The 23752-nt window shown below is 65.1% G+C and carries 26 protein-coding genes; 14 read left to right on the top strand and 12 right to left on the bottom strand.

Features of this window, described 5'->3' with window-relative positions; genetic code table 11:
• The first annotated feature begins 68 nt into the window (after positions 1–68).
• Positions 69–1529, top strand: a complete 1461-nt coding sequence (locus AWB82_RS00470) for an NAD-dependent succinate-semialdehyde dehydrogenase (RefSeq protein WP_086964726.1) — start codon at positions 69–71, stop codon at positions 1527–1529.
• Between the two features lie 220 nt (positions 1530–1749).
• The gene (locus AWB82_RS00465; protein WP_086964724.1) at positions 1750–2913 is read left to right on the top strand and encodes a metallophosphoesterase; all 1164 of its coding nucleotides are present in this window, start codon (positions 1750–1752) and stop codon (positions 2911–2913) included.
• A gap of 205 nt (positions 2914–3118) precedes the next feature.
• Here AWB82_RS00465 and AWB82_RS00460 read toward each other — a convergent pair whose 3' ends face one another.
• The 5 genes from AWB82_RS00460 to AWB82_RS00440 all read right to left on the bottom strand — a co-directional run bounded on the left by AWB82_RS00460 (position 3119) and on the right by AWB82_RS00440 (position 7065).
• The gene (locus tag AWB82_RS00460) at positions 3119–4174 is read right to left on the bottom strand and encodes a patatin-like phospholipase family protein (RefSeq protein ID WP_086964722.1); all 1056 of its coding nucleotides are present in this window, start codon (positions 4172–4174) and stop codon (positions 3119–3121) included.
• A 61-nt stretch (positions 4175–4235) separates the two neighbouring features.
• Positions 4236–4817, bottom strand: coding sequence for a hydrolase (locus AWB82_RS00455; protein WP_086964720.1), 582 nt, complete (start codon positions 4815–4817; stop codon positions 4236–4238).
• Between the two features lie 36 nt (positions 4818–4853).
• Positions 4854–5336: a peptide-methionine (R)-S-oxide reductase MsrB gene (msrB, locus tag AWB82_RS00450; protein WP_086964718.1), complete on the bottom strand. Its 483-nt coding sequence runs from the start codon at positions 5334–5336 to the stop codon at positions 4854–4856.
• Positions 5337–5380: 44 nt separating this feature from the next.
• Positions 5381–6142, bottom strand: a complete 762-nt coding sequence (locus tag AWB82_RS00445; protein WP_086964716.1) for an ABC transporter permease — start codon at positions 6140–6142, stop codon at positions 5381–5383.
• The gene (locus AWB82_RS00440; RefSeq protein WP_086964715.1) at positions 6139–7065 is read right to left on the bottom strand and encodes an ABC transporter ATP-binding protein; all 927 of its coding nucleotides are present in this window, start codon (positions 7063–7065) and stop codon (positions 6139–6141) included. Before AWB82_RS00440 ends, AWB82_RS00445 begins: the two co-directional genes overlap by 4 nt.
• A gap of 120 nt (positions 7066–7185) precedes the next feature.
• On the opposite strand from AWB82_RS00440, the gene AWB82_RS00435 reads away from it, so the two are divergent.
• Entirely contained in the window at positions 7186–7665 is a 480-nt protein-coding gene (locus AWB82_RS00435; RefSeq protein WP_086964713.1) for a 2,4'-dihydroxyacetophenone dioxygenase family protein, read from the top strand.
• 113 nt (positions 7666–7778) lie between these two features.
• On the top strand, positions 7779–8630 hold the full coding sequence (locus AWB82_RS00430) for a 3-hydroxybutyryl-CoA dehydrogenase (protein ID WP_086964712.1): 852 nt from the start codon (positions 7779–7781) through the stop codon (positions 8628–8630).
• Here the strand turns inward: AWB82_RS00430 and AWB82_RS00425 are convergent.
• Together AWB82_RS00425 and AWB82_RS00420 are read right to left on the bottom strand one after the other, a co-directional pair.
• Positions 8627–9568, bottom strand: a complete 942-nt coding sequence (locus tag AWB82_RS00425; RefSeq protein WP_086964710.1) for a glutathione S-transferase family protein — start codon at positions 9566–9568, stop codon at positions 8627–8629. The genes AWB82_RS00430 and AWB82_RS00425 overlap by 4 nt on opposite strands.
• A 59-nt stretch (positions 9569–9627) precedes the next feature.
• The gene (locus AWB82_RS00420; protein ID WP_086964708.1) at positions 9628–10599 is read right to left on the bottom strand and encodes an alpha/beta fold hydrolase; all 972 of its coding nucleotides are present in this window, start codon (positions 10597–10599) and stop codon (positions 9628–9630) included.
• Positions 10600–10705: 106 nt separating this feature from the next.
• Here AWB82_RS00420 and AWB82_RS00415 point away from each other — a divergent pair, with 106 nt between their 5' ends.
• From AWB82_RS00415 to AWB82_RS00385, 8 genes are all read left to right on the top strand, one after another.
• The gene (locus tag AWB82_RS00415; protein WP_086965151.1) at positions 10706–11620 is read left to right on the top strand and encodes a LysR family transcriptional regulator; all 915 of its coding nucleotides are present in this window, start codon (positions 10706–10708) and stop codon (positions 11618–11620) included.
• Positions 11621–11728: 108 nt separating this feature from the next.
• The gene (locus AWB82_RS00410) at positions 11729–12061 is read left to right on the top strand and encodes a YXWGXW repeat-containing protein (RefSeq protein ID WP_086965149.1); all 333 of its coding nucleotides are present in this window, start codon (positions 11729–11731) and stop codon (positions 12059–12061) included.
• Positions 12058–12219, top strand: a complete 162-nt coding sequence (locus AWB82_RS37535) for a hypothetical protein (RefSeq protein WP_159462545.1) — start codon at positions 12058–12060, stop codon at positions 12217–12219. The genes AWB82_RS00410 and AWB82_RS37535 overlap by 4 nt, the downstream gene beginning before the upstream one ends.
• Positions 12220–12291: 72 nt before the next feature.
• The gene (locus AWB82_RS00405) at positions 12292–12849 is read left to right on the top strand and encodes an RNA polymerase sigma factor (RefSeq protein ID WP_086964707.1); all 558 of its coding nucleotides are present in this window, start codon (positions 12292–12294) and stop codon (positions 12847–12849) included.
• The gene (locus tag AWB82_RS00400; RefSeq protein WP_086964705.1) at positions 12846–13292 is read left to right on the top strand and encodes a hypothetical protein; all 447 of its coding nucleotides are present in this window, start codon (positions 12846–12848) and stop codon (positions 13290–13292) included. The genes AWB82_RS00405 and AWB82_RS00400 overlap by 4 nt, the downstream gene beginning before the upstream one ends.
• Positions 13289–13762, top strand: a complete 474-nt coding sequence (locus AWB82_RS00395) for a periplasmic heavy metal sensor (RefSeq protein WP_086964704.1) — start codon at positions 13289–13291, stop codon at positions 13760–13762. Before AWB82_RS00400 ends, AWB82_RS00395 begins: the two co-directional genes overlap by 4 nt.
• 68 nt (positions 13763–13830) lie before the next feature.
• Positions 13831–15270 (top strand): DUF1800 domain-containing protein, encoded by a 1440-nt coding sequence (locus AWB82_RS00390; protein ID WP_086964702.1) that lies wholly within the window; start codon positions 13831–13833, stop codon positions 15268–15270.
• 4 nt (positions 15271–15274) lie between these two features.
• The gene (locus AWB82_RS00385) at positions 15275–16423 is read left to right on the top strand and encodes a DUF1501 domain-containing protein (protein WP_086964700.1); all 1149 of its coding nucleotides are present in this window, start codon (positions 15275–15277) and stop codon (positions 16421–16423) included.
• Between the two features lie 10 nt (positions 16424–16433).
• On the opposite strand, the gene AWB82_RS00380 is transcribed toward AWB82_RS00385, so the two are convergent.
• The 3 genes from AWB82_RS00380 to AWB82_RS00370 are packed head-to-tail and all read right to left on the bottom strand — an operon-like array spanning position 16434 to position 19462.
• Positions 16434–17087 carry an ankyrin repeat domain-containing protein gene (locus AWB82_RS00380; protein WP_086964698.1) on the bottom strand — a complete coding sequence of 218 codons (654 nt, stop codon included), beginning with the start codon at positions 17085–17087 and terminating at the stop codon, positions 16434–16436.
• Between the two features lie 24 nt (positions 17088–17111).
• On the bottom strand, positions 17112–17723 hold the full coding sequence (locus AWB82_RS00375; RefSeq protein WP_086964696.1) for a c-type cytochrome: 612 nt from the start codon (positions 17721–17723) through the stop codon (positions 17112–17114).
• Positions 17723–19462: a pyrroloquinoline quinone-dependent dehydrogenase gene (locus AWB82_RS00370; RefSeq protein WP_086964695.1), complete on the bottom strand. Its 1740-nt coding sequence runs from the start codon at positions 19460–19462 to the stop codon at positions 17723–17725. Before AWB82_RS00370 ends, AWB82_RS00375 begins: the two co-directional genes overlap by 1 nt.
• A 337-nt stretch (positions 19463–19799) precedes the next feature.
• Between AWB82_RS00370 and ydiK the strand changes: the two genes are divergently transcribed.
• Both ydiK and AWB82_RS00360 read left to right on the top strand, forming a co-directional pair.
• Complete coding sequence (gene ydiK / locus AWB82_RS00365; protein ID WP_143756664.1) at positions 19800–20972, top strand: AI-2E family transporter YdiK; 1173 nt, start codon at positions 19800–19802, stop codon at positions 20970–20972.
• Positions 20973–21132: 160 nt separating this feature from the next.
• On the top strand, positions 21133–21699 hold the full coding sequence (locus tag AWB82_RS00360; RefSeq protein ID WP_235023113.1) for a DUF6572 domain-containing protein: 567 nt from the start codon (positions 21133–21135) through the stop codon (positions 21697–21699).
• Positions 21700–21798: 99 nt separating this feature from the next.
• On the opposite strand, the gene AWB82_RS00355 is transcribed toward AWB82_RS00360, so the two are convergent.
• Together AWB82_RS00355 and AWB82_RS00350 are read right to left on the bottom strand one after the other, a co-directional pair.
• Positions 21799–22509: a hypothetical protein gene (locus AWB82_RS00355; RefSeq protein WP_200818009.1), complete on the bottom strand. Its 711-nt coding sequence runs from the start codon at positions 22507–22509 to the stop codon at positions 21799–21801.
• Positions 22510–22616: 107 nt separating this feature from the next.
• Complete coding sequence (locus AWB82_RS00350; RefSeq protein ID WP_086964689.1) at positions 22617–23735, bottom strand: enoyl-CoA hydratase/isomerase family protein; 1119 nt, start codon at positions 23733–23735, stop codon at positions 22617–22619.
• Positions 23736–23752 lie beyond the last annotated feature (17 nt).

Raw genomic sequence — 23752 nt, 5'->3', positions numbered from 1 at the left:
CAGGATTTCACGCAAGCGCGAGCGAGCCCTGATCGATCGAAAACCCAACACGAAAGGACGCACGGAAAATGAGCTTGAAGGACCAACTAAAGGACCCGGCGCTGCTGCGTCACGCGGCCTACATCGACGGTGAATGGCAGCAAGCCGACAACGGCGATACCTTCGACGTCGTGAACCCGGCGACGGGCGAATCGCTCGGCGCGGTGCCGAAGATGGGCACGAGCGAAACGCGTCGCGCCATCGATGCCGCCAACGCCGCCTGGCCCGCGTGGCGCAAGAAGACCGCGAAGGAACGCGCAATCATTCTGCGCCGCTGGTTCGACCTGATGATGGCGAACGCCGACGATCTCGCGCTCATCCTCACGACCGAGCAAGGCAAGCCGCTCGCCGAAGCCAAGGGCGAAATCACCTACGCGGCGTCGTTCATCGAATGGTTCGCGGAGGAAGGCAAGCGCGTTGCCGGCGATACGCTCGCCACGCCCGCCGCCGACAAGCGCATCGTCGTGACGAAAGAGCCGATCGGCGTCTGCGCCGCGATCACGCCGTGGAATTTTCCCGCCGCCATGATCACGCGCAAGGTCGGACCGGCGCTCGCGGCCGGCTGCCCGATCGTTGTGAAACCCGCCGAAGCCACGCCCTTCTCCGCGTTCGCGCTCGCCGTGCTCGCGGAGCGCGCGGGCCTGCCGAAAGGCGTGCTCAGCATCCTGACCGGCGACCCGAAAGCGATCGGCGGAGAAATGACGGCCAATCCGATCGTGCGCAAGCTATCGTTTACCGGCTCGACGGCGGTCGGGCGTCTGCTGATGGCGCAAAGCGCGCCGACGGTCAAGAAGGTGACGCTGGAACTCGGCGGCAACGCACCGTTCATCGTGTTCGACGACGCCGATCTCGACGCCGCCGTGGAAGGCGCGATTGCATCGAAATATCGCAACAGCGGACAGACCTGCGTGTGCACGAACCGCTTCTACGTGCACGAGCGCGTCTACGATGCGTTCGCGCAAAAACTGGCGGCGGCCGCGGGCAAGCTCAAGGTCGGGCGCGGCACGGAAAGCGGCGTGGCGCTCGGGCCGCTCATCAACGAAGCGGCCGTGCAGAAGGTGGAATCGCATATCGCGGATGCGCTCGCGAAAGGCGCCGCGCTCGCTTCGGGCGGCAAGCGTCACGCGCTCGGCCACGGTTTTTTCGAGCCGACCGTGCTGACCGGCGTCACGCCGGAAATGAAAGTGGCGAAGGAAGAGACCTTCGGCCCGCTCGCGCCGATCTTCAAGTTCTCGTCCGACGATGAAGTCGTGCGCCTCGCCAACGACACCGAATTCGGCCTCGCCGCGTACTTTTATAGCCGCGACATCGGCCGCATCTGGCGCGTGGCTGAAGCGCTCGAATACGGCATGGTCGGCATCAATACCGGCCTGATTTCAAACGAAGTGGCGCCGTTCGGCGGCGTGAAGCAATCGGGCCTCGGGCGCGAAGGCTCGCATTACGGCATCGACGATTACGTCGTCATCAAGTACCTCTGCATGGCGGTGTGATCGAGTAGCGGTGACGCCAAATGGAAAAAGCCTTGGCGCTCGCGTGCCGAGGCTTTTTGTCTCTCGGGACGTCTCGTCGATCGACGTGTCCGAGCGATTGTTCCTGTGCGCGCGTCGTCAAAGGCGTGCCCGGCGTCGAACCGGTAGAATCGGCCCCGTATCCGGCACGGGCGTTCATCGCCCGTCTCCTTGCCGCTTCCCCGATCTCTCCAGGAGCGCTATGCGACGCTCGGCATTCTTTCTCCGCTTCATCGGCATCGGCGTTCTGTTTCATATCTATGTGGGCATGCGCCTCATTCCGGACGCGCCCGTCGGCCTGCCGCTCAAGGTGCTGGCGGCGGTGTTGCTGGCGGCTTCGGTGATCGTCATTCCGCTCGGCATGGCGGCCCGGCAGATCGAACCGCAGTCGCTCGCGGATCGCCTTGCCTGGTTCGGACTGACGGCGCTGGGCCTTTTCTCGTCGCTGCTTTTGCTGACCTTCGCGCGCGACGTGATGCTGTTCTTCGTGCATCTGGCCGACTGGCTGCGCGGCGTGCCGGTCGGTTCGCCCGTGCTGGTCGCCTATAGCGCGCTCGCCGTGCCGCTCCTCGCCGTGCTCTTTACCGCGATCGGTTTCTACAACGCGCGGCGGCGCGCACCGGTCGTGAGCGTGGACGTGCCCATCGATAATCTGCCGGCCGCGCTTCACGGCTTCACCATCGCGCAGATCAGCGACATCCACGTCGGACCGACGATCAAGCGTCACTATGTGGAACGTATCGTCGCCGCGGTGAATGGACTGAAACCGGATCTGATTGCCGTGACGGGCGATGTCGTCGACGGCACCGTGCCGAATCTGGCCGACCACACGCGCCCGCTCGCGGGGCTCAGCGCGCGGCACGGCACGTTTCTCGTCACCGGGAATCACGAGTATTACTCGGGCGCCGACAAGTGGATCGCCGAATTCCGACGCCTGGGCCTGACCGTGTTGCTCAATCAGCACGTGGTGCTGAACCATGATGGCGCTCAGGCCGTGGTCGCGGGCGTGACGGATTTCAGCGCGGGAAGTTTCGATCCGGCGCATCGCAGCGATCCCGCGAAGGCGATCAGCGGCGCACCCGACGATGCCACCGTGCGCGTGCTGCTCGCGCACCAGCCGCGCAGCGCCACGGCCGCCGCCGAAGCGGGTTTCACACTGCAGCTTTCGGGACACACGCACGGCGGCCAGTTCCTGCCGTGGAATTTCTTCGTGCGGCTGCAACAGCCGTTCGTCGCCGGACTCGTGAAGTTCAACGGGCTCTGGGTCTATACAAGCCGGGGCACCGGTTATTGGGGACCGCCCAAGCGGCTGGGCGCGCCTTCCGAGATCACGCTGGTTCGACTGGTTGCTTCGGCGTCTGCATAAAAAAAAGGACGCGCGGAGTTGAAGCCGCGCGTCCAGCGCTTGGGGATAAGCGCCGCGCCCGAACACGGGGATGAACCGGCGCGCTCGAATTGGCAGGCGGGGCCCCGCCATCGAGAAGCTCAAAAATACGGGAATGTAAAAGCCAAGACCACCAGATTTTTCCTAATCCGTGGCATGCCCGCTCGAAAAAACGCGCTACGAGTAGTTAGCTGACCTTCGCGGTTGCCGACATCGCGGCCGGAGTCGTCGCGTAGACGCTCCTGTGCGGAGCCGTGCCTTCCCTCGGCCAGTCAGAGCGGGCATCGAAAAACCATTCCGCGCGCTCGCGGCCCTTGCGGATCAACGCATGGATCAGCGCCGGATTGCGATCGAGCTTGGATGCATAGTCGAGCGGCCCGGGATAATCCTTCGCGTCGAGATGCATCTGCACGACGCGAACCTTGATCGGCTTGTAGCGCTTCGCGAGCGACGCGTCCGCCGCCAGCAATTCGTTCACGCGCGTCGTGAAATAAAGCTCCTGCCCGAGCGCGAGATTGCCGGAAAGCTCGTTGCGACGATCGATGATCTCGCTCATCGATTCGGGCAACTCACGTCGATACTGCGGATTGATCTGCACGACCCAGATTTCGTCGGGCCGCAGATCGAGCGCGAAGTCGGTGAACTCGCGCACTGGCGGATTGCTGCTGAAGAGGCCGTCCCAGCACATGCGCCCATCGGCCGCGACCGCGCGATACAGCGGCGGCACCGCAGCCGATGCAACCAGTTGATCCTGATCGAGCCTGTCGCCGGGAAAGATCACGCGATCGCCCGTGCGAACGTCCGTCGCGCCGACGAGCAGCGTGGGCTGCGCACGCCGCTGCGGGTCCGCCGGCAGCGCCGCGAACGGCAGATGCTTGTCGAGCAGTTCTCGCAGGCGCTCTTCGGCCAACGGCGGATAGAGATAAGGACTGATCTCCGCGTTGATGGGCAAGCGCGCGTACCACGTGCCGACCGCGTTGGCCACGATATCCGGCCCTTCGCGCGCCTCCAGATCCTTCCAGAATCCGGCGAGGCGCCGCCTGGCGTCGGGCGGGCCGCCGAGCAGCAGTCCGCCCCAGACGAGCGCGCTGCACATCGCGCCGCCCGACGTTCCGGACAACCCGACGAGTTCGAAGCGGTTGACGAATTCGCCGCTCAACAGCCGGTCGAGCACGCCGGCGGCGAACGCCGCATGGCTGCCGCCGCCCTGACACGCGATCGCTACTTTCGGAATGGCCGACATCGCCTCACCTCTCGCGTCCGTCGATATCGGACGTACGCTACAGGATAGGCGACGCGCGCCGCTATGCCAGCGCCGCCAGCACCTGCTGCGTCGAACGAATGCGCCCGATACGCGGGAAGATGTAGCGACAGGTCGATTCGTGCGTGTCGGCGTTGAGATCGCTCATGGCGTCTTCCACGAAAACCTGCTGATAGGCGCGCTCGTGCGCCCCGCGCGCGGTCGAATCGACGCCGATGGCCGTCGCGATGCCGCCCAGCACGATCGTGCCGATGCCGCGCCGGCGCAGTTGCGAGTCGAGATCCGTGTCGTAGAACGCGCCCCACTGCCGCTTGACGACGACGATATCCGACGCCTGCACGCCCAGTTCCGCGCACAAGTCGCTCCAGCGCGCCGGCTCGGGGGCTTCCTGGGCCTGCCCCGCGTCGGTGATCGGACGCAGACCGCCGGGACCGTTCGGAAACGCGACCTTGACGAGCACGACAGGCCCACCGAGCGCGCGAAAGCGATCGGCGAGCGCACGCGCATTGGCAAGCACGCTCGCGGCGGCGTGAGGCTGCACGGGCAAGGCGGCGATTCCCGCCTGCAAATCGATCAGCACGAGCGCGGTCTTGGCGGCATCGAGCTTGAGTTCGGGTGCGTTCATGGGAGAGCCTGAGAGAAGGTGAATGAGTGCGCGATGTCAGGCTTCGTCGTGCAGGAATTCGAGCGCCGCGCCGTTCATGCAATAGCGCAGGCCGGTGGGCTTCGGGCCGTCGTCGAAGACATGACCGAGATGTCCGCCGCAGCGCCGGCAATGGACTTCGTTGCGCATGTGGCCGGTCGCGTCCGCGTGCATGGCGACCGCGCCGTCGACCGGCTTCCAGAAGCTCGGCCAGCCGGTGCCGCTGTCGAATTTAGTTGCCGACGAGAACAGCGCGAGCCCGCATCCCGCGCACGCGTAGGTGCCTTCGCGGCGTTCCTTGAGCAGCGGACTCGCGAACGGCGGCTCCGTGCCGCCGCGCCTGAGCACGCGGAATTGCTCCGAGGACAGACGGCGTCGCCAGCCGGCACTGCCGTGATCGATTTCGTACGATCTGGCGGGCGCCGAGGCAGCCCCGCCGCCTGCGAAGGCGGTCGCCATCGCGCCGAAAAAGTTGCGCTTCGTGCGCCTCATGATCTTCATACGATGAACGCCCTCATGCGCTTATCCGAACCGCCGGCGCCGCGCTACGATTTGAACCGGTATCCGGTCTTGAAGATCCACGCGACGATCGCGATGAATACCGCGAGAAACACCAGCGTCATGCCGAAACTCACGCCGACCTCTACATCGGCGAGCCCGTAAAAACTCCACCGGAAGCCGCTGATCAGATAGACGACCGGATTGAACAACGCGACGGTTTTCCAGAACGGCGGCAGGATGTTGATCGAATAGAAACTGCCGCCGAGAAACGTGAGCGGCGTGACGATCAGAAGCGGAATGATCTGCAGCTTCTCGAAGCCGTCCGCCCAGATGCCGATAATGAACCCGAGCAGGCTGAACGTTACCGACGTGAGCAGCAGGAATACGATCATCCAGAACGGGTGATCGATTCTGAGCGGCACGAATATTCTTGCGGTCAGAAGAATGATCAGGCCGAGGACGACGGATTTGGTCGCCGCCGCGCCCACGTAGCTCACGACCAGCTCGAAGTACGATACCGGCGCGGACAGCAATTCGTATATGGTGCCCGTGAACTTCGGAAAATAGATGCCGAACGACGCATTGGCGATGCTTTGCGTGAGCAGCGACAACATCACGAGGCCCGGCACGATGAACGCGCCGTAGCTGATGCCATCGACTTCCGGAATGCGCGAGCCAATGGCCGCGCCGAACACGACGAAGTAAAGCGACGTGGAAATGACGGGCGACACGATGCTCTGCATCAGCGTGCGCCCGGCGCGAGCCATCTCGAAACGGTAGATCGCGCGAACAGCATAAAGATTCATTTGGCTTCCCTGACGAGGCTCACGAAAATGTCTTCAAGCGAGCTTTGCGTCGTTTGCAGATCCTTGAAACGCACGCCGGCTTCGTCGACGTGACGCAGCAGCGCGATGATGCGGCCCGGCTCGTCGTGCGCGTCATACGTGTACGTGAGCTCGCCGCCGTCCGCCGAACGCGCAAGGCCGTAAGGCTTAAGCTGCGCCGGCATTTCCACGAGCGGATGCTCAAGTTGCAGCGTGAGCTTCTTCTGCCCGAGCTTGCGCATCAACTCGCGCTTTTCCTCGACCAGCACGATCTCTCCACGATTGATCACGCCGATGCGATCCGCCATCTCCTCCGCTTCCTCGATGTAGTGCGTCGTCAGAATGATGGTTACGCCGTTGCTCTGCAGCTCGCGCACGAGGTTCCACATGTCGCGGCGCAGTTCGACGTCGACGCCCGCGGTGGGTTCGTCGAGAAAGAGAATTTCGGGCTCGTGCGCAAGCGCCTTCGCGATCAGCACGCGCCGCTTCATGCCGCCCGAGAGCGTCATGATCTTGTTGTCTTTCTTCGCCCAGAGCGAGAGCGATTTCAGCACCTTCTCGACATAAGCCGGATTCTTCGGCCGGCCGAAAAGACCACGGCTGAACGACACGGTCGCCCAGACGGTCTCGAAGGCGTCGGTGGTAAGTTCCTGCGGAACGAGGCCGATCATGGCGCGCGCGGCGCGATAGTCCGTGAGGATATCGTGACCGGCGACGGTCACTTTTCCTTCGCTCGGATTCGCGATGCCGCACACGGTGCTGATGAGCGTGGTCTTGCCTGCCCCGTTCGGGCCGAGCAGCGCAAAAATCTCGCCACGACGTATTTCCAGGTTCACGTCCCGGAGCGCGCGAAAGCCCGACCCGTAAGTCTTGGACAGATTCGAAATTGTGATGATTGTCGGCATGGCGTGGACGATAGCAGATAGCGCGCGATCCGGCTCGGAAGACGGGGTCGGCCATTCGGCTAATGTTCGACACGCGCGGCGCTGCCTACAATGCACTGCTGAATGCAAGGAGCCGACACCATGTTGTTCGAACAGATCCAGACCACCTGCCTCAACGACGCCGACCTGCCGTGGGTCCCGTTCACGCCGTATAGCGAGCGCGTGCTCGTCAAGTATTTCAAGCTCGATCCGGTTCGCGGCGAGGTCATCGCGCTCATGAAGGCGCCCGCGAAAGGCCAGATGCCGCGCCATCGGCATACGGGAACCGTGATCGTCTATACGGTTCAAGGGCGCTGGAAATACCGCGAGCACGACTGGATCGCGGAGCCGGGAAGCGTCGTGTACGAGACGGCGGGTTCGAGCCACACGCCCGAGGCGCTGCCACCGGATTCGGGGGGCGCGGACATCGTCACGCTCAATATCATTCAGGGCGAACTGCTGTTCGTGAACGACGACGGGCAGGTGCTCGCCGCTGAAAGCTGGAAAAGCGGCTGGGACCGTTACGCCGCCTTCTGCCATGCAAACGGCATCGTCCCGAAGGATTTGACAGCTTTCGGGTAACGCCACGGCCTTTTCCGCTGGTTAGAATCGATGCCTGGACGCGCCTTGCGCGCTTTCGACCATTTCCGGTTTGCCGGCCTCACGCGCCGGCGCAGATCAAGAGGAGCAAAAGCATGAAGATTCAGACCGTCGGCATCGTCGGCGCGGGAACCATGGGCAACGGCATCGCGCAGATCGCGGCCGTTGCGGGCTTCAAGGTCGTGCTGATCGACGTCACCGACGCGGCGCTCGCGAAGGGCATCGCCACGCTCACGGGCAGCCTCGACCGGCTCGTGTCGAAGGACAAGCTGGAAGCATCGACGCGCGATGCGGCGTTGACGCGCATCGAAACATCGACCGATTATGGGCGTCTCGCGCAAGCCGACATCGTCATCGAAGCCGCGACCGAGAACGCCGAACTCAAGAACCGCATCTTGAAGCAGATCGAGGGCGCCGCGCGCGCCGATGCGATCATCGCGTCGAACACGTCGTCGATCTCCATTACCTCGCTCGCCGCGACGCTCGCCACGCCCGAGCGCTTCATCGGCATGCACTTCTTCAATCCGGTGCCGCTGCTGCAACTCGTCGAAGTGATTCGCGGCGTGCAGACGAGCGACGAAACCGCGTCGGCCGTGCGCGAACTCACCGAGAAGCTCGGCAAATCGCCGATCGGCGTGCGCAACTCGCCGGGCTTCGTCGTCAACCGCATTCTCGTGCCGATGATCAACGAAGCGTTCTATGTGCTGTACGAAGGCGTTGCGAGCGCGGAGGAAATCGACGCGGGCATGAAGCTCGGCGCGAATCATCCGATCGGCCCGCTCGCGCTCGCGGACCTGATCGGCCTCGACGTGTGCCTCTCCGTGATGGACGTGTTCCTCAAGGACTTCGGCGATTCGAAGTACCGCGCATGCCCGCTCCTGCGCGAGCTCGTCTCGGCGGGACGTCTCGGACGCAAGACGAAGCGCGGCGTGTATCGGTACGACTAGGCCGCGGCGAAATCGAGCAGCGGTCCGGCGGGCACGACGCCCGTCGGATTGATCGTCCGATGACTCTCGTAGTAGTGCCGCTTGATGTGCTCGAAGTTCACCGTCGCGGCGACGCCCGGCATCCGGTAAATGTCGCGCACGAACTTCGACAGACTCGGATAGTCCGCGATGCGCCGCAGGTTGCACTTGAAGTGACCGGCATACACCGCGTCGAAGCGCACGAGCGTCGTGAAGAGACGAATGTCGGCTTCGGTAAATCGGTCGCCTGCGAGATAGCGGTGCGTGCGCAGACGCTCTTCGAGGAAGTCGAGCGACTCGAAGAGCGGCATCACCGCTTCCTCGTAGGCGGCTTGCGTGGTCGCGAAGCCCGCCTTGTAGACGCCATTGTTGACCGTGTCGTAGATGCGCGCGTTGAGCACGTCGATCTCTTCGCGCAACTCGCGCGGGTAGTAATCGCCCGGCTTCGCGCCGATGCCGTCGAACGCCGAATTCAGCATGCGGATGATTTCCGACGACTCGTTGTTGACGATCGTCCCGCGCTGTTTGTCCCAGAGAATCGGCACGGTCACGCGGCCGGAGTAATGCGGGTCGGCGGCGGTGTAGACCTGATGCAGATAGCGCGCGCCGTTGATCGTGTCGGGCACGACGCCGGGGCCGTCGTGGAAAGTCCAGCCGTGTTCGAGCATCAGCCAGTTCACGACCGAGACGTCGATCATCGCTTCCAGGCCCTTCAGCGCGCGCATGATGAGCGCGCGATGCGCCCACGGGCACGCAAGACTCACGTACAGGTGATAGCGCCCCGCCTCGGCCTTGAAACCGCTATCGCCGTCCGGCGTCACCCAGTTGCGAAACGCCGCGTCCTTGCGCACGAAGCGCCCGCCCGTGGCCGACGTGTCGTACCACTTGTCCTGCCATTTTCCGTCGACGAGAAGTCCCATTTCGATTCTCCCTGGATGCCGCGGCGCAAGACACGCGCCACGGCATCCTCACATACATGTCAGTTCGATGAAGGCGCGTCGATGAAGCGCACGAGTTGCGCCATCGTCGCATCCGGCGCTTCTTCCATCAGCCAGTGGCCCGCGCCCGGCACGACCACGCCCTGCACGTTCGTCGCGACGAGCTTCGCCTGATCGATCAGGAACGTGCCCGACGCGCGCTCGCCGGTGAGAACGAGCATCGGCATCGGAAGCGGCGTTTTCGCGAACGCGGCGAAATCGTCCGCGTCTTGCGGGAACGCGTGAAAGTATTCGAAGCCCGCGCGCATGCGGCCGTTGCGCGCGTATTGCGCTGAATAGTAACGGCGATCGGCTTCGCTCACCGAACGCGCGGGATCGGCGGCGAAGTCGTTCCAGAAGTGCTCGAAGAAGACGCGCTCGCGGCCGCGCACGAGCTTTTCCGGCGTGTCGCCATAGAAGTTGAAGTGCCATTTGTCGCGCAAGAGCCAGACCTTTTGCCAGTCGCCGACGCCGGGCAGAAACGCGTCCATCAGCACGATGCTCTCGACTTCGTCGGGATATTGCGCGGCGTACGCATACGCGACCATCAAGCCGATGTCGTGCCCGACGAGCTTCACACGGCGAAAGCCGAGCGCGCTCACCATCGCGTGGATGTCTTGCGCGAGCGTTTTCTTGTCGTAGCCGGAAGCGGGCATCGCCGAGCCGCCCGCGCCCGGCAGATCCGGCGCGATCACCACGCCCTCGCCCGCGAGACGCGTCATCAGCGGTTGCCACATGCGGCTCGTTTCCGTGTATCCGTGCAGCAGCACGACAGGCGTCGCGTCGCCGTGTCCCGCTTGCAGATAGTGCAGTTCGACACCGTTCGCATCGATCGTGCGGGACTGGATCGCGCTCGCGGCGGCGGCCGGTTGCGGCGGGCGCGGCGCGTTCGCGGCATACGCGGACGGATGCAGCGCGGCGGCGGCGAGAAGCACGCCGGCGGCGCGGCGGATCGCATGCAGGAAGGTTTTCATCGTTCAGCTCCATCGAAGGTTCGGTTTGCTCGATGACCCAATGTTGGACCGGCGCGCCGCTTTTGCCGTACGATCCGGACGATGAACTCGTTCGATGGAGCCGAACATGTTGTCAGAGGAAGAACTCTCGCTGCTCGATGCGATTCGTGAAACCGGCAGCCTGTCGCGCGCGGCGGCGCGGCTCGGCAAGGCGCCGTCCACCGTGTCGCATGCCGCGCGGCAACTGGAAACGCGCTTCGATGCGCTGCTCTTCGACCGGCGTCGTTACCGTCTGCAACTGACGCCCGCCGGGCATCTTCTCGCCGACGAAGCCGCGCGCCTGATGCTCGACGTCTCGCGGCTCGCGCAGCGCGTGAAGCAGATCGCAAGCGGCTGGGAAGACCGGCTGTGGCTCGTCTGCGACGAAATCCTCGAATTCGAGACGTTGCTGCCGGTCGTGCAGGCGTTCGATGCGCTCGATTCCGGCGTCGCGCTGCGCATCACGCACGAAGTGCTGAGCGGCACGTGGGAAGCGTTGCGCGACGGCCGCGCCGATCTCATCGTCGGCGCCACGAACGAGCCGCCCGCGATTCCCGGTCTGCGCTGGTTCGAACTCGGCGTGATGCAATGGGCGTTCGCCGTGTCGCCGCGTCATCCGCTCGCGAGCGTGAGCGGCGCGTTGAAGCGCGAGCAGATCGCCGCGCATCGGGCGGTCGTCGTCGCGGATTCGTCGCGTTCGGCGGGCCGTGCCTATGGCGTGCTCGGCGGTCAGGCCGCGTTCGCCGTCCCGACAATGCGCGCGAAAATCCTCGCGCAGCGGCAAGGGCTCGGCACGGGCTGGGTGCCGCGGCATCGCGTGGAGACGCTCTTCGCGCGCGGCGAACTCGTCGAGAAGGAAACCGCCGATCCGCGCGAGCCGAACGTGTTGTATGTAGGTTGGCGCGGCGATCACGAAGGCCGCGCGCTGCAATGGTGGATCGAGCAATTGCGGCAACCGCGCCTGGCGAAACGCCTTGTCGACGGCATCGACGCGTTCGCCTGACGGTATCGCGTAAAACCTCGTTACAAATTGCGCGTCGCCGCAGCGACGGAAACGCGCCCGCCGCTCCGTTCAAGTTCTCGTCGCAACCTCGAATCGACGGAACCCATCATGAGAAAAACACGTTCGCCGCTGCGCGCGGCGCTTTCGGCCGCCGTGCTCGCGCCGGCCGTCGCGGTTTCGTTCGCCGCCCTGCACAGCGGTCCGGCTAACGCGCAGGCGATCATCGTCGCGCCGTCCGCGCCGCCGCCGCCGCGCGTCGAGCCGCTGCCGCCCACGCGCGCGGGCTACGCGTGGGACCCGGGCCACTGGCGCTTTGCCCACGGCGGCTATGTCTGGGCGCCGGGCCACTGGCGGCCGGTGCGCGCGGGGTATCGCTGGATTCCGGGCCATTGGGTGCAACACGGGCCGAACTGGCGCTGGATCGACGGACACTGGGCGTGAAACGCGCGCCCCCCGTGCGCCGCGCCGCAACGGAACCGGAGTGGCCCATCATGCTGAAGGCATTGCTCGCCGCGGCGCTCGTTGCCGCGACGCTCGCCGGGTGCGTCGTGTATCCGGCGCATCCGGTCTACTATCGCGGGCCGGTCGTCGTTTACTGAGGATGCGGACGAAAGCGGCAACCCGCCCGTCGCCCGGGCAGTCCGACATGCGCAACGAGACCCGACATCACATTGAACGAAGAAGAAGATCCGGATACCGCGCTCATTGCCCGCGTCGGCAATCGGGAACCGGGGGCCGTCCGCGAGATCGTCGCGAGAAAGCTCCCGCGCATCGTCGCGCTCGCGGCGCGCTTGCTCGGCGATCGTGACGAGGCCGACGACGTGGCTCAGGAAGCGTTTCTGCGCATCTGGAAAATCGCACCGAAATGGCGGCGCGGCGAGGCACGCTTCGATACGTGGCTGCATCGCGTGACGCTCAATCTGTGTTATGACCGCCTGCGCCGTCATCGTGAGACGACGATGTCCGACGAGATGCCGGAGCAAGCCGATCTCGCGCCGCTTCCCGATGAGCGTCTCGATACGACTCACGCAAACGAGCGCATGCAGAAGGCGCTCGCGACGCTGCCCGCGCGCCAGCGCGAAGCGCTCGTCTTGCAGTACTACCAGGAGTTGCCGAACGCGCAAGCGGCGGCCTTGATGGGCGTGAGCGTTGAAGCGCTCGAAAGCCTGCTCGCCCGCGCGCGCCGCAATCTCAGAGCCGCGCTCGACGCACCGAAGGAACATCGATGACACCCGAACGATTCCGCCACATCGCCGAGGCTTACGGCGCGTCGCCCGCGCGCTGGCCCGCCGACGAACGCGACGCCGCGCTCGCGCTCGTGAACGCAGGCAACGCCGAGGCGCTCGCCGCGCTCGCCGACGCCCGCGCGCTCGACGGCCTGCTCGACGCGCACGCCGTCGCCGCGCCGGGCGTGGAACTCGCGCGGCGCATCGTCGATTCGGCGCCGACGCGGCCCGCGCGCGCCATCTGGCAACGCCCGCGCGTCTGGTTCTCGGGCGTGGGCTTCGTCGGCGCGGGCGCGGCGGGCGTCGTGGCGGGCGCGCTCCTCGTGTCGCTGCTCGCGCCCGCATCCGCACCCGCGCCGGGCGAGAACGCGCACGGCGGCTGGTTCGAGCAATCTTATTCGGGCACGGCCTTCGGCGGCGCCCCAACCGACTGGAGCGATCAATGAGTCCACGCACGCTGAAGACGCTCGCGGCGGTGTCGCTCGTGCTGAATGTGTTTCTGATCGGATCGATCGCGGGCGGCGCGTATCGACTGTTCGCGCATCAGCGCACGGAGGCGGCGCAGCAACGCGGCATCCGCTTCGCCGCCGCCGATCTCTCCGCCGAGCGCCAGCGCGAACTGCGCGACGCGTTGCGCAAGACCCGGCGCGAAAGCCTGCCGCTGATTCGCGACGCGCGCGACGGACGCATCGATCTCGCGCATATCCTGGCGGCGCGCGATTTCGATCGCAAGGCGCTCGACGACGCCCTCACACGCACGCGCGAAGCCGATGTCGCGTTGCGTGCGCGCGTCGAAGGCACGGTCGCGGATTTCGCCTCGACGCTTTCGCCGGAAGAACGCGTGAAGCTCGTCGGCGCGATGGAGCGTTACGGTCCGCTGCGCGCCGTTGCGCCCGAAGAGCGGCCGCAGCCGTGACACGACACGGCGCGACGGATTTCCCGCGCACGCGCGTTTAACCCGCATCGAGCACTTCGGAGCCTGACATGGCCATCGCGCCGTCACTCTCGCCTGCCGCCATCGCGGTGAATCGCTTCGGGCTCGGCGCGCGTCCGGACGAGCCGCTGCCCGCCGATCCGCGCGGCTGGCTCATCGAGCAAACCGATTCACGCAAGCGCGCGTATCAACCGATGCCGCCCGCGTTGAGCGGCCAGCCGTCGAGCGCCGCGCTCGGCGCGCAAATCGCGGAACGCCAGCGCGCGCTGCGCGACGCGAGCGACGCCGACAAGCCCGCCGTGCGCAAGCAATACGGCGAGCAGATCCGCGATATCTACCGCAATGCCGTCGATGCGCGCGTGATGAGCGCGCTCACGACGAGCACGCCGTTCATCGAACGCCTCGTGCATTTCTGGGCGAACCACTTCGCCGTATCGATCGAAAAGCCGCCCGTCGCGATGCTGGCGGGTTCCTTCGAAAACGAGGCAATCCGTCCGCACGTGCTCGGGCGCTTCGAGGACATGCTGGTCGCGGCCGAGCGGCATCCGGCAATGCAGATCTTTCTGGATCAGGCGCGTTCGGTCGGCCCGGACAGTCCCGCGGCCATGCGCGCCGCGGCGAAGAATCCCGGCAACCAGCGCGGCCTCAACGAAAACCTCGCGCGCGAGATCATGGAACTGCATACGCTCGGCGTGCGCAGCAGCTACACACAGGCGGACGTCACCGAATTCGCCCGCGCGCTCACCGGCTGGAGTCTCGGCGCGATGACGGCGAACGCCGCGCAGAATTCCAGCAATCCCGCCGATCCGGCGCCGCCCGGCGCGTTCGTGTTTCGTGCGCGTCTGCACGAGCCAGGCGCACGCACCGTGATGGGCAGGCAATACGCGCAATCGGGCGAAGCGCAGCCGCTCGCCGTGCTGCACGATCTGGCGAGCGCGCGCGCGACGGCGCATCACGTCGCCGAAAAGCTCGCGCGCCACTTCGTCGCGGATAGCCCGCCGCCCGCGCTCGTCGACCGGCTCGCGGACGTTTTCAGCGATACGGACGGCGATCTGCCTTCGGTGTATCGCGCGCTAATCGACGCGCCCGAAGCATGGCCGCGCGCGCCCGCGAAGTTCAAGACGCCGTGGGACTGGACAGTGTCGTCGCTGCGCGGGTTGGGCCGCACCGATCTGCAAGGCATGCACGCCGCGCCGCTTCTCACGCAACTCGGCCAGCAAGTCTGGCGTCCCGGCTCGCCCGCCGGTTACGACGATGTCGCCGCGAGCTGGGCCGCGCCCGATGCGCTCGTGCGCCGCGTCGAGCTTGCGCAGCGTTTCGCGGCCCGCTTCGGTCAACGCGCGGGCGACACGCTCGACGCCCGAGCGCTCGGTCCGCAACTGCTCGCGGGCTCGCTGTCCGACGCGACCGCGAGCGCCGTCGCCCGCGCGGAAAGCGCGCCGACCGCGCTCGCGCTCCTGCTCGTGTCGCCCGATTTCCTGAGGAGATGAACCCATGCTGACGCGTCGCCGATTCTTATGGTGCGCGGGCGCGAGCGCCGGTGCGATGCTCGTCGCGCCGCAACTCGTTTTCGCATCCGCCGAAACCGACCGCCGCTTCGTCTTCGTGATTCAGCGCGGGGCGGCGGACGGGCTGAACATCGTCGTGCCGTATGGCGATCCTGATTACGCGACGTTGCGCGGCCCGCTCGCGATCGATGCATCGGCCGCGACGAAGCTCGACGGCACGTTCGCGCTGCATCCCTCGCTCAGGCAGGTCGCGCGGATGTACACCGGCAAGGAAGCGCTGTTCGTGCACGCGGTGGCGTCGCCGTATCGCGAGCGCTCGCACTTCGACGGCCAGAACGTGCTCGAATCGGGCGGCAACGCGCCGTATCGACTGAAGGACGGCTGGATGAACCGGCTTCTTTCGATGCTGCCGTCACCGCGCGCCGACGCCGTCGCGTTCGCGCCGACCGTGCCGCTCGCGCTTCGTGGCGGCGCGGAAGTGACGTCTTACGCGCCGTCGTCATTGCCGCAGGCGCCCGACGATCTCATCGGGCGCGTGTCGCAACTCTATGCCGCCGATGCGCAACTCCACCCGCTCTGGGATGCCGCGATGGAGGCGCGCGGCCTCGCCGCGGATGCGGGCGCGCGTCAGGACCCGGCGAGTCTCGGCAAGCTCGCGGCGACCTTTCTCGCGAAGCCCGACGGTCCGCGCATCGCGATGATCGAAACCGCCGGCTGGGACACGCACAGCGCGCAGAACCCGCGCCTCGCCGCGCAATTGAAGGCGCTCGACACGATGCTCGGCGCGCTGCGCGACGGCCTGGGCGAACACTGGCCGGCCACGACGGTGCTGGTCGCGACCGAGTTCGGACGCACGGCGGCGGCGAACGGCACGGGCGGTACGGATCACGGGACAGCGACGGCGGCGATGATCGTCGGCGGCGCGGTGTCGGGCGGCCGTGTGCTCGCGGACTGGCCGGGGCTGTCGAATGCGTCGCTTTACGAGGCGCGCGATCTGAAGCCGACGATCGGGCTCGATGCCGTGATCGCGAGCGCGGCGGGCGAGACCTTCGGCATCGATCCGCAACGCGCCGCCGCGACGCTCTTTCCCGATAGCGGCGCACAACGCTTGGGACAACGAATCCTGAGAGCGTGAGCGGCAGACTTCAGCCTTTCGACAGCAACTCCGCGACGCGCATCGAATGCGTCTGCTCGGCGATGTCCTTCGCCGTCATGCCGCGATCGTCGCGCAGATCGCGTTTCGCGCCGCGCGCGAGCAGCATCGACGCGGTCTCTTCGCGGTCGTAGCCCGCCGCCCACATCAGCGCGGTCAGATGATTGCGATACGCCGCGTTCACATCGACGCCCGCATCGAGCAGGCGCTGCACGATGGCCGTGCGCCCTTGCCCCGCCGCATACTCGATCGCCGTCTTGCCGACGCGATCGGTCGCGGCGAAATCCGCGTGATGCGCGATCAGCAGCGCGGCGATTTCGTCGTTGCCGTCGAAAGCCGAGGCCATCAGCGGCGTGATGCCCTGCACGTCCGCCTGGCTCACGTTCGCGCCACGCTCGATCAACATCCGAGCCATCGGCGTCAGACCTTTCTTGCACGCGCTGATGAGCGGCGTGTCGCCGATGCGATTGCGTGAATCGATCGCCGCGCCTTCATCGAGCAGGCGTGTGACGGCGGCCTGATCGCCTTCGCGCGCGGCGGAAAGCAGGCGTTCGTTGAGCGTGTAGGCGTCCTGCTGCGCGTAAGCGAACGCGCTCGCGCATGTCAGCGACAAGAAAATGGCCAGCAGGCGAAGGGTTCTTGTCATCGTTATTCGCGCCTTCGTAGTGCGTCATTGCAGATTCGCGATGTAGTTCGCCAGATTCTCGATATCCGCGTCCGTCAGACTCTTCGACACGCTCGTCATGTTGCCCGCGTCGTTGGTGCGCTTCCTGTCGCGGAAGTCCTGCAACTGCTTCACGATATACGGATACTGCTGTCCGGCCACACGCGGAATCTCGTTTTGCCCCGTGAAACCGCCGAGGTGGCACATCGTGCAGAGAATCTCTTCCGACTTCTTCCTGCCCGCCTCGACTTTGACCGGGTCCGCCTTGAAGTCGGTGGCGATGGGTTTTTGCGCGGCGAAATAATCGGCGAGGGCGTGCATGTCCTCGGGCGTGAGATTCGCGGCCATCGGCGACATGCGCGGATCGTTGCGGCGGCCCGCCTTGAAGTCGCGCAACTGGAAATAGAGATAGCGCGACGTCTGCCCCGCGAGCGACGGATAATCGCCGGTCGTCGAATTGCCGCCGATGCCATGACACGACGTGCAAATGGCGGCCTTCGTCGCGGCAGCCGTCTGCGCATCCGCGCGCGAAAGCGAAGGCAGCGACAACAGCAGGCACGCGACGAGCCACAACGCGTAGACGAGCCAGACGCGCACGCGTTTCGATCGCGTCATCATCAAGGCAGGGCGAACACGAGCAGGCTGTTGCCGCGCTTGAAATCGAGCTGCGTATTGCCGCCCGCCGCGACCGCGATGTACTGCTTGCCGTTCACCATGTACGAGACCGCCGGCGCATTGACGCCCGCGCCGCACTGGAACTCCCAGAGCTTGCGGCCGGTGGCGGCGTCGAAGGCGCGGAACAGGCCGTTGCCTTCGCCGTTGAACACGAGGCCGCCCGCGGTCGCGAGCACCCCGCCGATCAGCGGCTGATCCGTCTTGTAGCCCCACGCGATCTTGCCGGTATCGACATTCACCGCGACGAGCCTGCCCCACTGCTGCTCGGCCGGAATGGTCTTGAACGCGCCGCCGAGCCAGATCTTGCCGCCCGGATACGCGGCCTCCTCGACCTGATACGTCATCGGCTGATGCAGGTTCGCCGCGTAGGCCATGCGCGTCTTCGGGCTGAAGGCCATCGGCGACCATTCGACGCCGCCGTTCGCGCCCGGCAGCATGCGCGCGCCGGTCGGCGTCGGCAGGGTCCAGACGCCTTCTTGCGGAATCATCGCTTCGGAGACGCGGATGAGCCTGCCGTCGCGGCGATCGTGCACGTAGACGAATCCCGTCTTGCCGCCGTGGATGATGCCCGGAATCGTCTGCCCGTTCTTGTCCTTCACGTCGATGAGAATCGGCGGGCTCGCCGCGTCGAGATCCCATACGTCGTGCGCGATGTACTGGAAGTGCCACTTGTACTTGCCCGTATCGAGATCGACGGCGACGAGCGAATCCGTATAGAGATTGTCGCCGGGACGAATCGCGCCGTAGAGGTCCGGCGACGGATTGCCGACCACGAAGTACACCGTGCGCGTCTTGCGATCGACCGCGGGCGCCATCCACACGCCGCCGCCGAGCGTCTTGTTGAAGTCGCCGCCCTTCTCCGCGAGCGTCTTCTTCTCCGCCGCGATGTCGCGCTTCATGTTGCGGCCGACGGCGTCGTTTTCGGCCCAGACGCCTTCGCTGCCCGTGTCGGGAATCGTGTAGAACGTCCACAGCAACTGGCCCGAATTCGCGTCGAACGCCTTCACGAAGCCGCGAATGCCGTACTCCCCGCCATTCGTGCCGATCAGCACCTTGTCGTCGATGACCACGGGCGCCATCGTCTCCGAATAACCTTCTTCGGGATCGGCGATCTGCGTCGACCACAGCACGTTGCCGGTCTTCGCGTCGAGCGCGACGAGCTTCGAATCGAGCGTGCCCATGAAAAGCCGGTCGCCCGAGATCGCCACGCCGCGATTGTTCGGCCCGCAGCAGAAGGTCGTGACCGGTCCCATCTTGTGCTTGTAATGCCAGAACTCCCGGCCCGTGACCGCATCGATCGCGTAGACGTGGTTATAGGACGTGGTCAGGAACATCACGCCGTTCGAGACGATCGGCGCGGTTTCCATCGACTCCATCACCGCTGTCTGGAAGATGAAAGCCGGCTTGAGCTTCGCGACGTTCGACGTGTTGATCTGCGTCGCGGGTGCGTAGCGCGTTTCGGCATACGATCCGTTCGAATGCAGCCAGGACGCGCTGTCGCCTGCGGCGCCGTCGAGCTGTTGCTGCGAGATGGGTCGCAGCGAACTCGGGACCGGCGAGGCTTGCGTCGTGTTGGCGTTCTGGATTTCGTCGGCGGCTTTGATTCCGGGCGATGTCACGATCCCGAAAGCACCGAAGGCAACAATGAGCGGAACGAGCGAGGTACGGGAAAAACCGGCCATGACAGTCTCCCAAATCGTTCTTGTTGGCCTCGTTATGCGCGGCGGGACATGACGTGCCCTCTTCTGCGCCCGCAAAAAAGAATAGGCAATTTAAAAAGGCATTTCCAGGATTCGTGCGAAAGACTTCGTTTGTTTCGCCACGCCGAACGAAGGGTATTTCAGGCGCAGCGGCGCACCGATTTTTAGTAGTATGGATTGGATGCCGTTATGATTGCGCCCGTCACGCCGGGAGCGGCTTGCCGGATCGCCTGCTTTCGCTTATCGCTTGTTCATCGCTCGTCGCGCGCCATTTCGTATCCGGGCGGCGCTTCGATCATCACCTTCACCCGGACGCATCATGCCAATCCTATCCAACGGGCAGCCGAATCCGAATCCCCGCCAGCCGGTGGATATCGCCCGCATCCTGCTCGTCATCACGATCCTGACCGCGCTCACGGTCGGCAGCCTCTATGTCCTGCGCCCGTTCCTGCCGGGGCTCATCTGGGCCACGACGATCGTCGTCGCGACCTGGCCGCTCATGCGCGGCGTGCAGCGCCGCGTGGGCAACCGCCGCTGGATCGCGACCACCGTGATGCTGCTGATCCTGCTGATCGTCATCGTGCTGCCGCTTTATGAAGCGATTTCGACGCTCGCGTTGCACGGCGGCGAGATCATGGCCGCGATCAAGAGCCTGCCGTCCTACGCGCTGCCGCCGCCGCCGGGCTGGGTACACGATGTGCCGCTCGCGGGCGCGCGCGTCGCCACGGAATGGCAATCGCTATCCGACGCCGGCCCCGGCGGCCTGCTCGCGAAGCTCGAACCCTACGTGACGATCGCCGCGCGCTGGATGCTTTCGCACGCGGCCGTCGTCGGCGTGTTCGTGATGCACATGGTGATCACCGTGATCATCGCCGGCATTCTGTACATGAACGGCGAGGCGGCCGGCCGCTTCGTCGAGCGCTTCGCGACGCGCATCGCCGCGCAGCGCGGCGCCGAAGCCGTCAAGCTCGCGGGTCTCGCGATCCGCGCGGTGGCGCTCGGCATCGTCGTGACGGCGGTAACGCAATCGGCGCTCGGCGGCATCGGGCTCGCACTTGCGGGCGTGCCGGCCGCGGGCATCATCACGGCCGTCATGCTGATGCTGTGCCTCGCGCAGATCGGCCCGCTGCTGCCGCTGCTCGGCGGCGTCGCCTGGCTTTTCTGGCACGATTCGACCGTGGCCGCCTCGCTGCTGCTCGTCTGGTCGATCATGATCGCAATGCTCGACAACTTCCTGCGGCCGCTTCTCATCAAGCGCGGCGTGAATCTCTCGATGTTGCTGATCCTTTCCGGCGTGCTCGGCGGCATGTTTGCATTCGGAATAGTCGGATTGTTCATCGGTCCCGTAATTCTCGCGGTGACGTCGACAATTCTGAATGCGTGGATCAACGAGCAGCCGCCGCTGCCGCAAGTCGAAGCGATGACCGACGAGGAAATCGCCAAAGCCCCGTCCGCACGTAATCTCGCGGATGCGCCGAGAAGACAGACCTGATCGATAAACCTAGTCGCACTTCGTTGCATTTATTTGTAGCAATCGGATTGCACTTAAATCGCATTTCGGACTCTGACTAAAATGATATTTTTCCGCGATTCAGCACAGTGTTTCACGATTATTAGACGGTATACATCCGCTACAATGCTGCCTTTGTTATTTGCCTGACAGGGCGCAGGGGTCGACCATGTCTTTACGTGACGTGGACGTTATCGATTACATCGGGGTGAATTTTCTCTTCCAACGCGTATATGTCGGGCTCTTCGACGAGCTCGACTGGAGCGATGAACGGGAGCATCGGGCTTTGCTCTCGAAGAAAATCGACCGCTATGTCCGTTATATTCGTTCAGGTAAATTGCTGTTGAGTTATCCACACGTTCGAGGCTACGAAATCGTCTTCGAATACGTTTCGATGCGTCCCATGACGCCCTCGGGACTCGCATACTGGAAATCGCGCGAGCGCATGCTGGCCGAGGCCGGTTACGAGGCGCATATCCGTGGCGTGGACGTGCGCCATTCGCTGGGCATTGCCGTGGAACAACCGGAGCAGGTCGAAACAGAACCGGTCGAGCCGGCCGAACCGCCTGCTCTCGAAGCATCGCCGGCAGAAAATCGACCCGTCAATGTCGCCGATATCGCGTATCTCCCGCCGTCGAAGCCCGCATCGCGCAAGGCGCACGCGCTGCCCGCGGTCAAACGTCTTTCGATACGCCCGGCGGCCGGCTAAACGAAACAAATGGTCCCGCCATTGCAAAAAAGCGGCGCGGCTCGAATGTGAGCCGCGCCGCTTTTTTCTTGCGCGCGACAATCGCCGCATCACGTCACATTACTTCGCGCCGCTAAGCGCCGATGCCGCGATCGACGGCACCGAAATGCCGTTGGTCTTCGCATACGTGACCGCTTGCGAGAGCGTCTGCATGAGTGACTGCAATTGCCCCGGCGCGGATTGCGCGACATAGCTCGCCGCCTGCACGGTCGCCGGATTCGAACCGGCCTGCATCAGCGACGACATGTTCATCGAATTGCTCACCGAGCCGAGATTCGATTGCAGGCCCGCGTACTGCTTCACGCCCTGCCCGAGCGACGCGAGACCGTCGCTGAACGTCTTCTTGCTCGCGGCTGTCGGCGGCGTCGTGGAACCGCCCGCGAACGCCTGCATCAACGATTGCGACACGCTCTGCTGCGTGCCGCCGAGTTGCGACAGCACGCTCGTGCTCGGCACGCCATTGCCACCCGATGCGCCCGACAGCAACCCCGCCGCCGATTGCGCCTGGCTCGCGACACTCGACATGCCCATCGCCGATGCAAGGCTCGATTGCCCCGTCAGCACTTGCTGATTCGCGCCCAGATAACTCTGCACGAGCGAATTCAACGCCGAGGGCTGCGCCGCGCCATTCGCGCCTGCCGCCACGTCCGCCTTGCCGCTGCCAAAGCCGAATTGCTGAAGATTAAGTTGTGCGTACGATACGGTCGGCGCGACCAACGCGAATGCGATGCCGGCCGACAAAAGCGCGATCCGTTTCCCAGGATTCGGCATGATCGGTTCCTCCTCTTGAATTGTCCGATGATGGATGAGCCCATTCGACCATCGGCCATCTCGACGGTTCGGCACCGAAACATTTTCTTGCGAATTCAGACGGGAGGTTACGCGCACAGGTCGGCGAGCGGATGCATCTCTTTGCGCCACGGGGATGACAGAAAGTGCTGCACGCGCTCGGCCCGCACCTGCGCGAGCGTGGTCGGCGCGAAACGCGGCCGCTCGTCCTTGTCGATGATGAGCGCGCGCACGCCTTCGACGAAATCGCCGTCATCGATCGCGCGGTACACGACGCCTAGTTCCATGCGAAAGCAATCCGAAAGCGACATCTGACGGCCGCGCAGCAGCGCGTGATACGTGACTTCGAGCATCGTGGGCGAGTGGCTTTCGAGCAAGGCGAGCGTCGCGCGCGCCCAGTCCGATTCGTCCGTCGCGAGCGATGCGGCGATGCGCTCCACGCCGCCCGTTGCGGGCACGGCGAAGTGGCGCTTGATCTGCGCGCGGATATCGTCGAGCGGCGCGTGCCGTTCGATGTTCGCGCTCGGCACGAACACGCGCTTCAGTTGCGCCAACGCGTCCTGCTCATCGTCCCAGCGAATGCTTTCGAGACGCTCGATAAAACCGCGCAGCCATGTAGACGGCACGCATTCGTCCGCGAGACCGACGCGCCTCGCATCCGCGCCCAAAAGACGCGCGCCGGTCAGCCCGACGTACAACGCGAGATCGCGCGGCAGCACGCGCAGAAAATGCGTCGCGCCGACATCGGGCAACAGACCGATGCGCGTCTCCGGCATGGCCATGCGCGTGCGCTCGGTCGCGATGCGCAACGCAGCGCCTTGCGCGAGCCCCATGCCGCCGCCCATCACGATGCCGTCCATCAGCGCGATTACCGGCTTCGCGAAACGATGCACCGTGAAATCGAGGCGATATTCATCGATGAAAAATTTCAGCCACGGTGTCTCGTGAAGCGGATCGTTGCGCGCCGCGTGATAGAGCTTGCGCACGTCGCCGCCCGCGCAGAACGCCTTGTCGCCCGCGCCGCGCAAAACGACCGCCACGATCGAATCGTTAGCGGCGCATTGCGCGAAGATATCGGCGAGAAGCGCGATCATGCCGTGCGACAGCGCGTTCAATGCGTGCGGCCGGTCGAGCGTGACGATCGCCACGCGGTTCACAACCTCGAACGCGACTTCCGGCGCGTCGCGTAAAAGTCCTTGCGTACTCATGACGCGCTCCGTCGCGG

This window comes from Caballeronia glebae (assembly GCF_001545035.1).
Classification (GTDB): Bacteria; Pseudomonadota; Gammaproteobacteria; order Burkholderiales; family Burkholderiaceae; genus Caballeronia; species Caballeronia glebae.
This window is presented reverse-complemented; position numbering and strand designations above follow the sequence as displayed.

What these genes read in the sequence shown, in the direction of transcription:
- AWB82_RS00470 (WP_086964726.1), top strand. Translation starts at nt 69, where the DNA reads ATGAGCTTGAAGGACCAACTAAAGGACCCGGCGCTGCTGCGTCACGCG.
- AWB82_RS00465 (WP_086964724.1), top strand. Translation starts at nt 1,750, where the DNA reads ATGCGACGCTCGGCATTCTTTCTCCGCTTCATCGGCATCGGCGTTCTG.
- AWB82_RS00460 (WP_086964722.1), bottom strand. Translation starts at nt 4,174, where the DNA reads ATGTCGGCCATTCCGAAAGTAGCGATCGCGTGTCAGGGCGGCGGCAGC.
- AWB82_RS00455 (WP_086964720.1), bottom strand. Translation starts at nt 4,817, where the DNA reads ATGAACGCACCCGAACTCAAGCTCGATGCCGCCAAGACCGCGCTCGTG.
- msrB (WP_086964718.1), bottom strand. Translation starts at nt 5,336, where the DNA reads ATGAAGATCATGAGGCGCACGAAGCGCAACTTTTTCGGCGCGATGGCG.
- AWB82_RS00445 (WP_086964716.1), bottom strand. Translation starts at nt 6,142, where the DNA reads ATGAATCTTTATGCTGTTCGCGCGATCTACCGTTTCGAGATGGCTCGC.
- AWB82_RS00440 (WP_086964715.1), bottom strand. Translation starts at nt 7,065, where the DNA reads ATGCCGACAATCATCACAATTTCGAATCTGTCCAAGACTTACGGGTCG.
- AWB82_RS00435 (WP_086964713.1), top strand. Translation starts at nt 7,186, where the DNA reads ATGTTGTTCGAACAGATCCAGACCACCTGCCTCAACGACGCCGACCTG.
- AWB82_RS00430 (WP_086964712.1), top strand. Translation starts at nt 7,779, where the DNA reads ATGAAGATTCAGACCGTCGGCATCGTCGGCGCGGGAACCATGGGCAAC.
- AWB82_RS00425 (WP_086964710.1), bottom strand. Translation starts at nt 9,568, where the DNA reads ATGGGACTTCTCGTCGACGGAAAATGGCAGGACAAGTGGTACGACACG.
- AWB82_RS00420 (WP_086964708.1), bottom strand. Translation starts at nt 10,599, where the DNA reads ATGAAAACCTTCCTGCATGCGATCCGCCGCGCCGCCGGCGTGCTTCTC.
- AWB82_RS00415 (WP_086965151.1), top strand. Translation starts at nt 10,706, where the DNA reads ATGTTGTCAGAGGAAGAACTCTCGCTGCTCGATGCGATTCGTGAAACC.
- AWB82_RS00410 (WP_086965149.1), top strand. Translation starts at nt 11,729, where the DNA reads ATGAGAAAAACACGTTCGCCGCTGCGCGCGGCGCTTTCGGCCGCCGTG.
- AWB82_RS00400 (WP_086964705.1), top strand. Translation starts at nt 12,846, where the DNA reads ATGACACCCGAACGATTCCGCCACATCGCCGAGGCTTACGGCGCGTCG.
- AWB82_RS00395 (WP_086964704.1), top strand. Translation starts at nt 13,289, where the DNA reads ATGAGTCCACGCACGCTGAAGACGCTCGCGGCGGTGTCGCTCGTGCTG.
- AWB82_RS00390 (WP_086964702.1), top strand. Translation starts at nt 13,831, where the DNA reads ATGGCCATCGCGCCGTCACTCTCGCCTGCCGCCATCGCGGTGAATCGC.
- AWB82_RS00385 (WP_086964700.1), top strand. Translation starts at nt 15,275, where the DNA reads ATGCTGACGCGTCGCCGATTCTTATGGTGCGCGGGCGCGAGCGCCGGT.
- AWB82_RS00380 (WP_086964698.1), bottom strand. Translation starts at nt 17,087, where the DNA reads ATGACAAGAACCCTTCGCCTGCTGGCCATTTTCTTGTCGCTGACATGC.
- AWB82_RS00375 (WP_086964696.1), bottom strand. Translation starts at nt 17,723, where the DNA reads ATGATGACGCGATCGAAACGCGTGCGCGTCTGGCTCGTCTACGCGTTG.
- AWB82_RS00370 (WP_086964695.1), bottom strand. Translation starts at nt 19,462, where the DNA reads ATGGCCGGTTTTTCCCGTACCTCGCTCGTTCCGCTCATTGTTGCCTTC.
- ydiK (WP_143756664.1), top strand. Translation starts at nt 19,800, where the DNA reads ATGCCAATCCTATCCAACGGGCAGCCGAATCCGAATCCCCGCCAGCCG.
- AWB82_RS00355 (WP_200818009.1), bottom strand. Translation starts at nt 22,509, where the DNA reads ATGCCGAATCCTGGGAAACGGATCGCGCTTTTGTCGGCCGGCATCGCA.
- AWB82_RS00350 (WP_086964689.1), bottom strand. Translation starts at nt 23,735, where the DNA reads ATGAGTACGCAAGGACTTTTACGCGACGCGCCGGAAGTCGCGTTCGAG.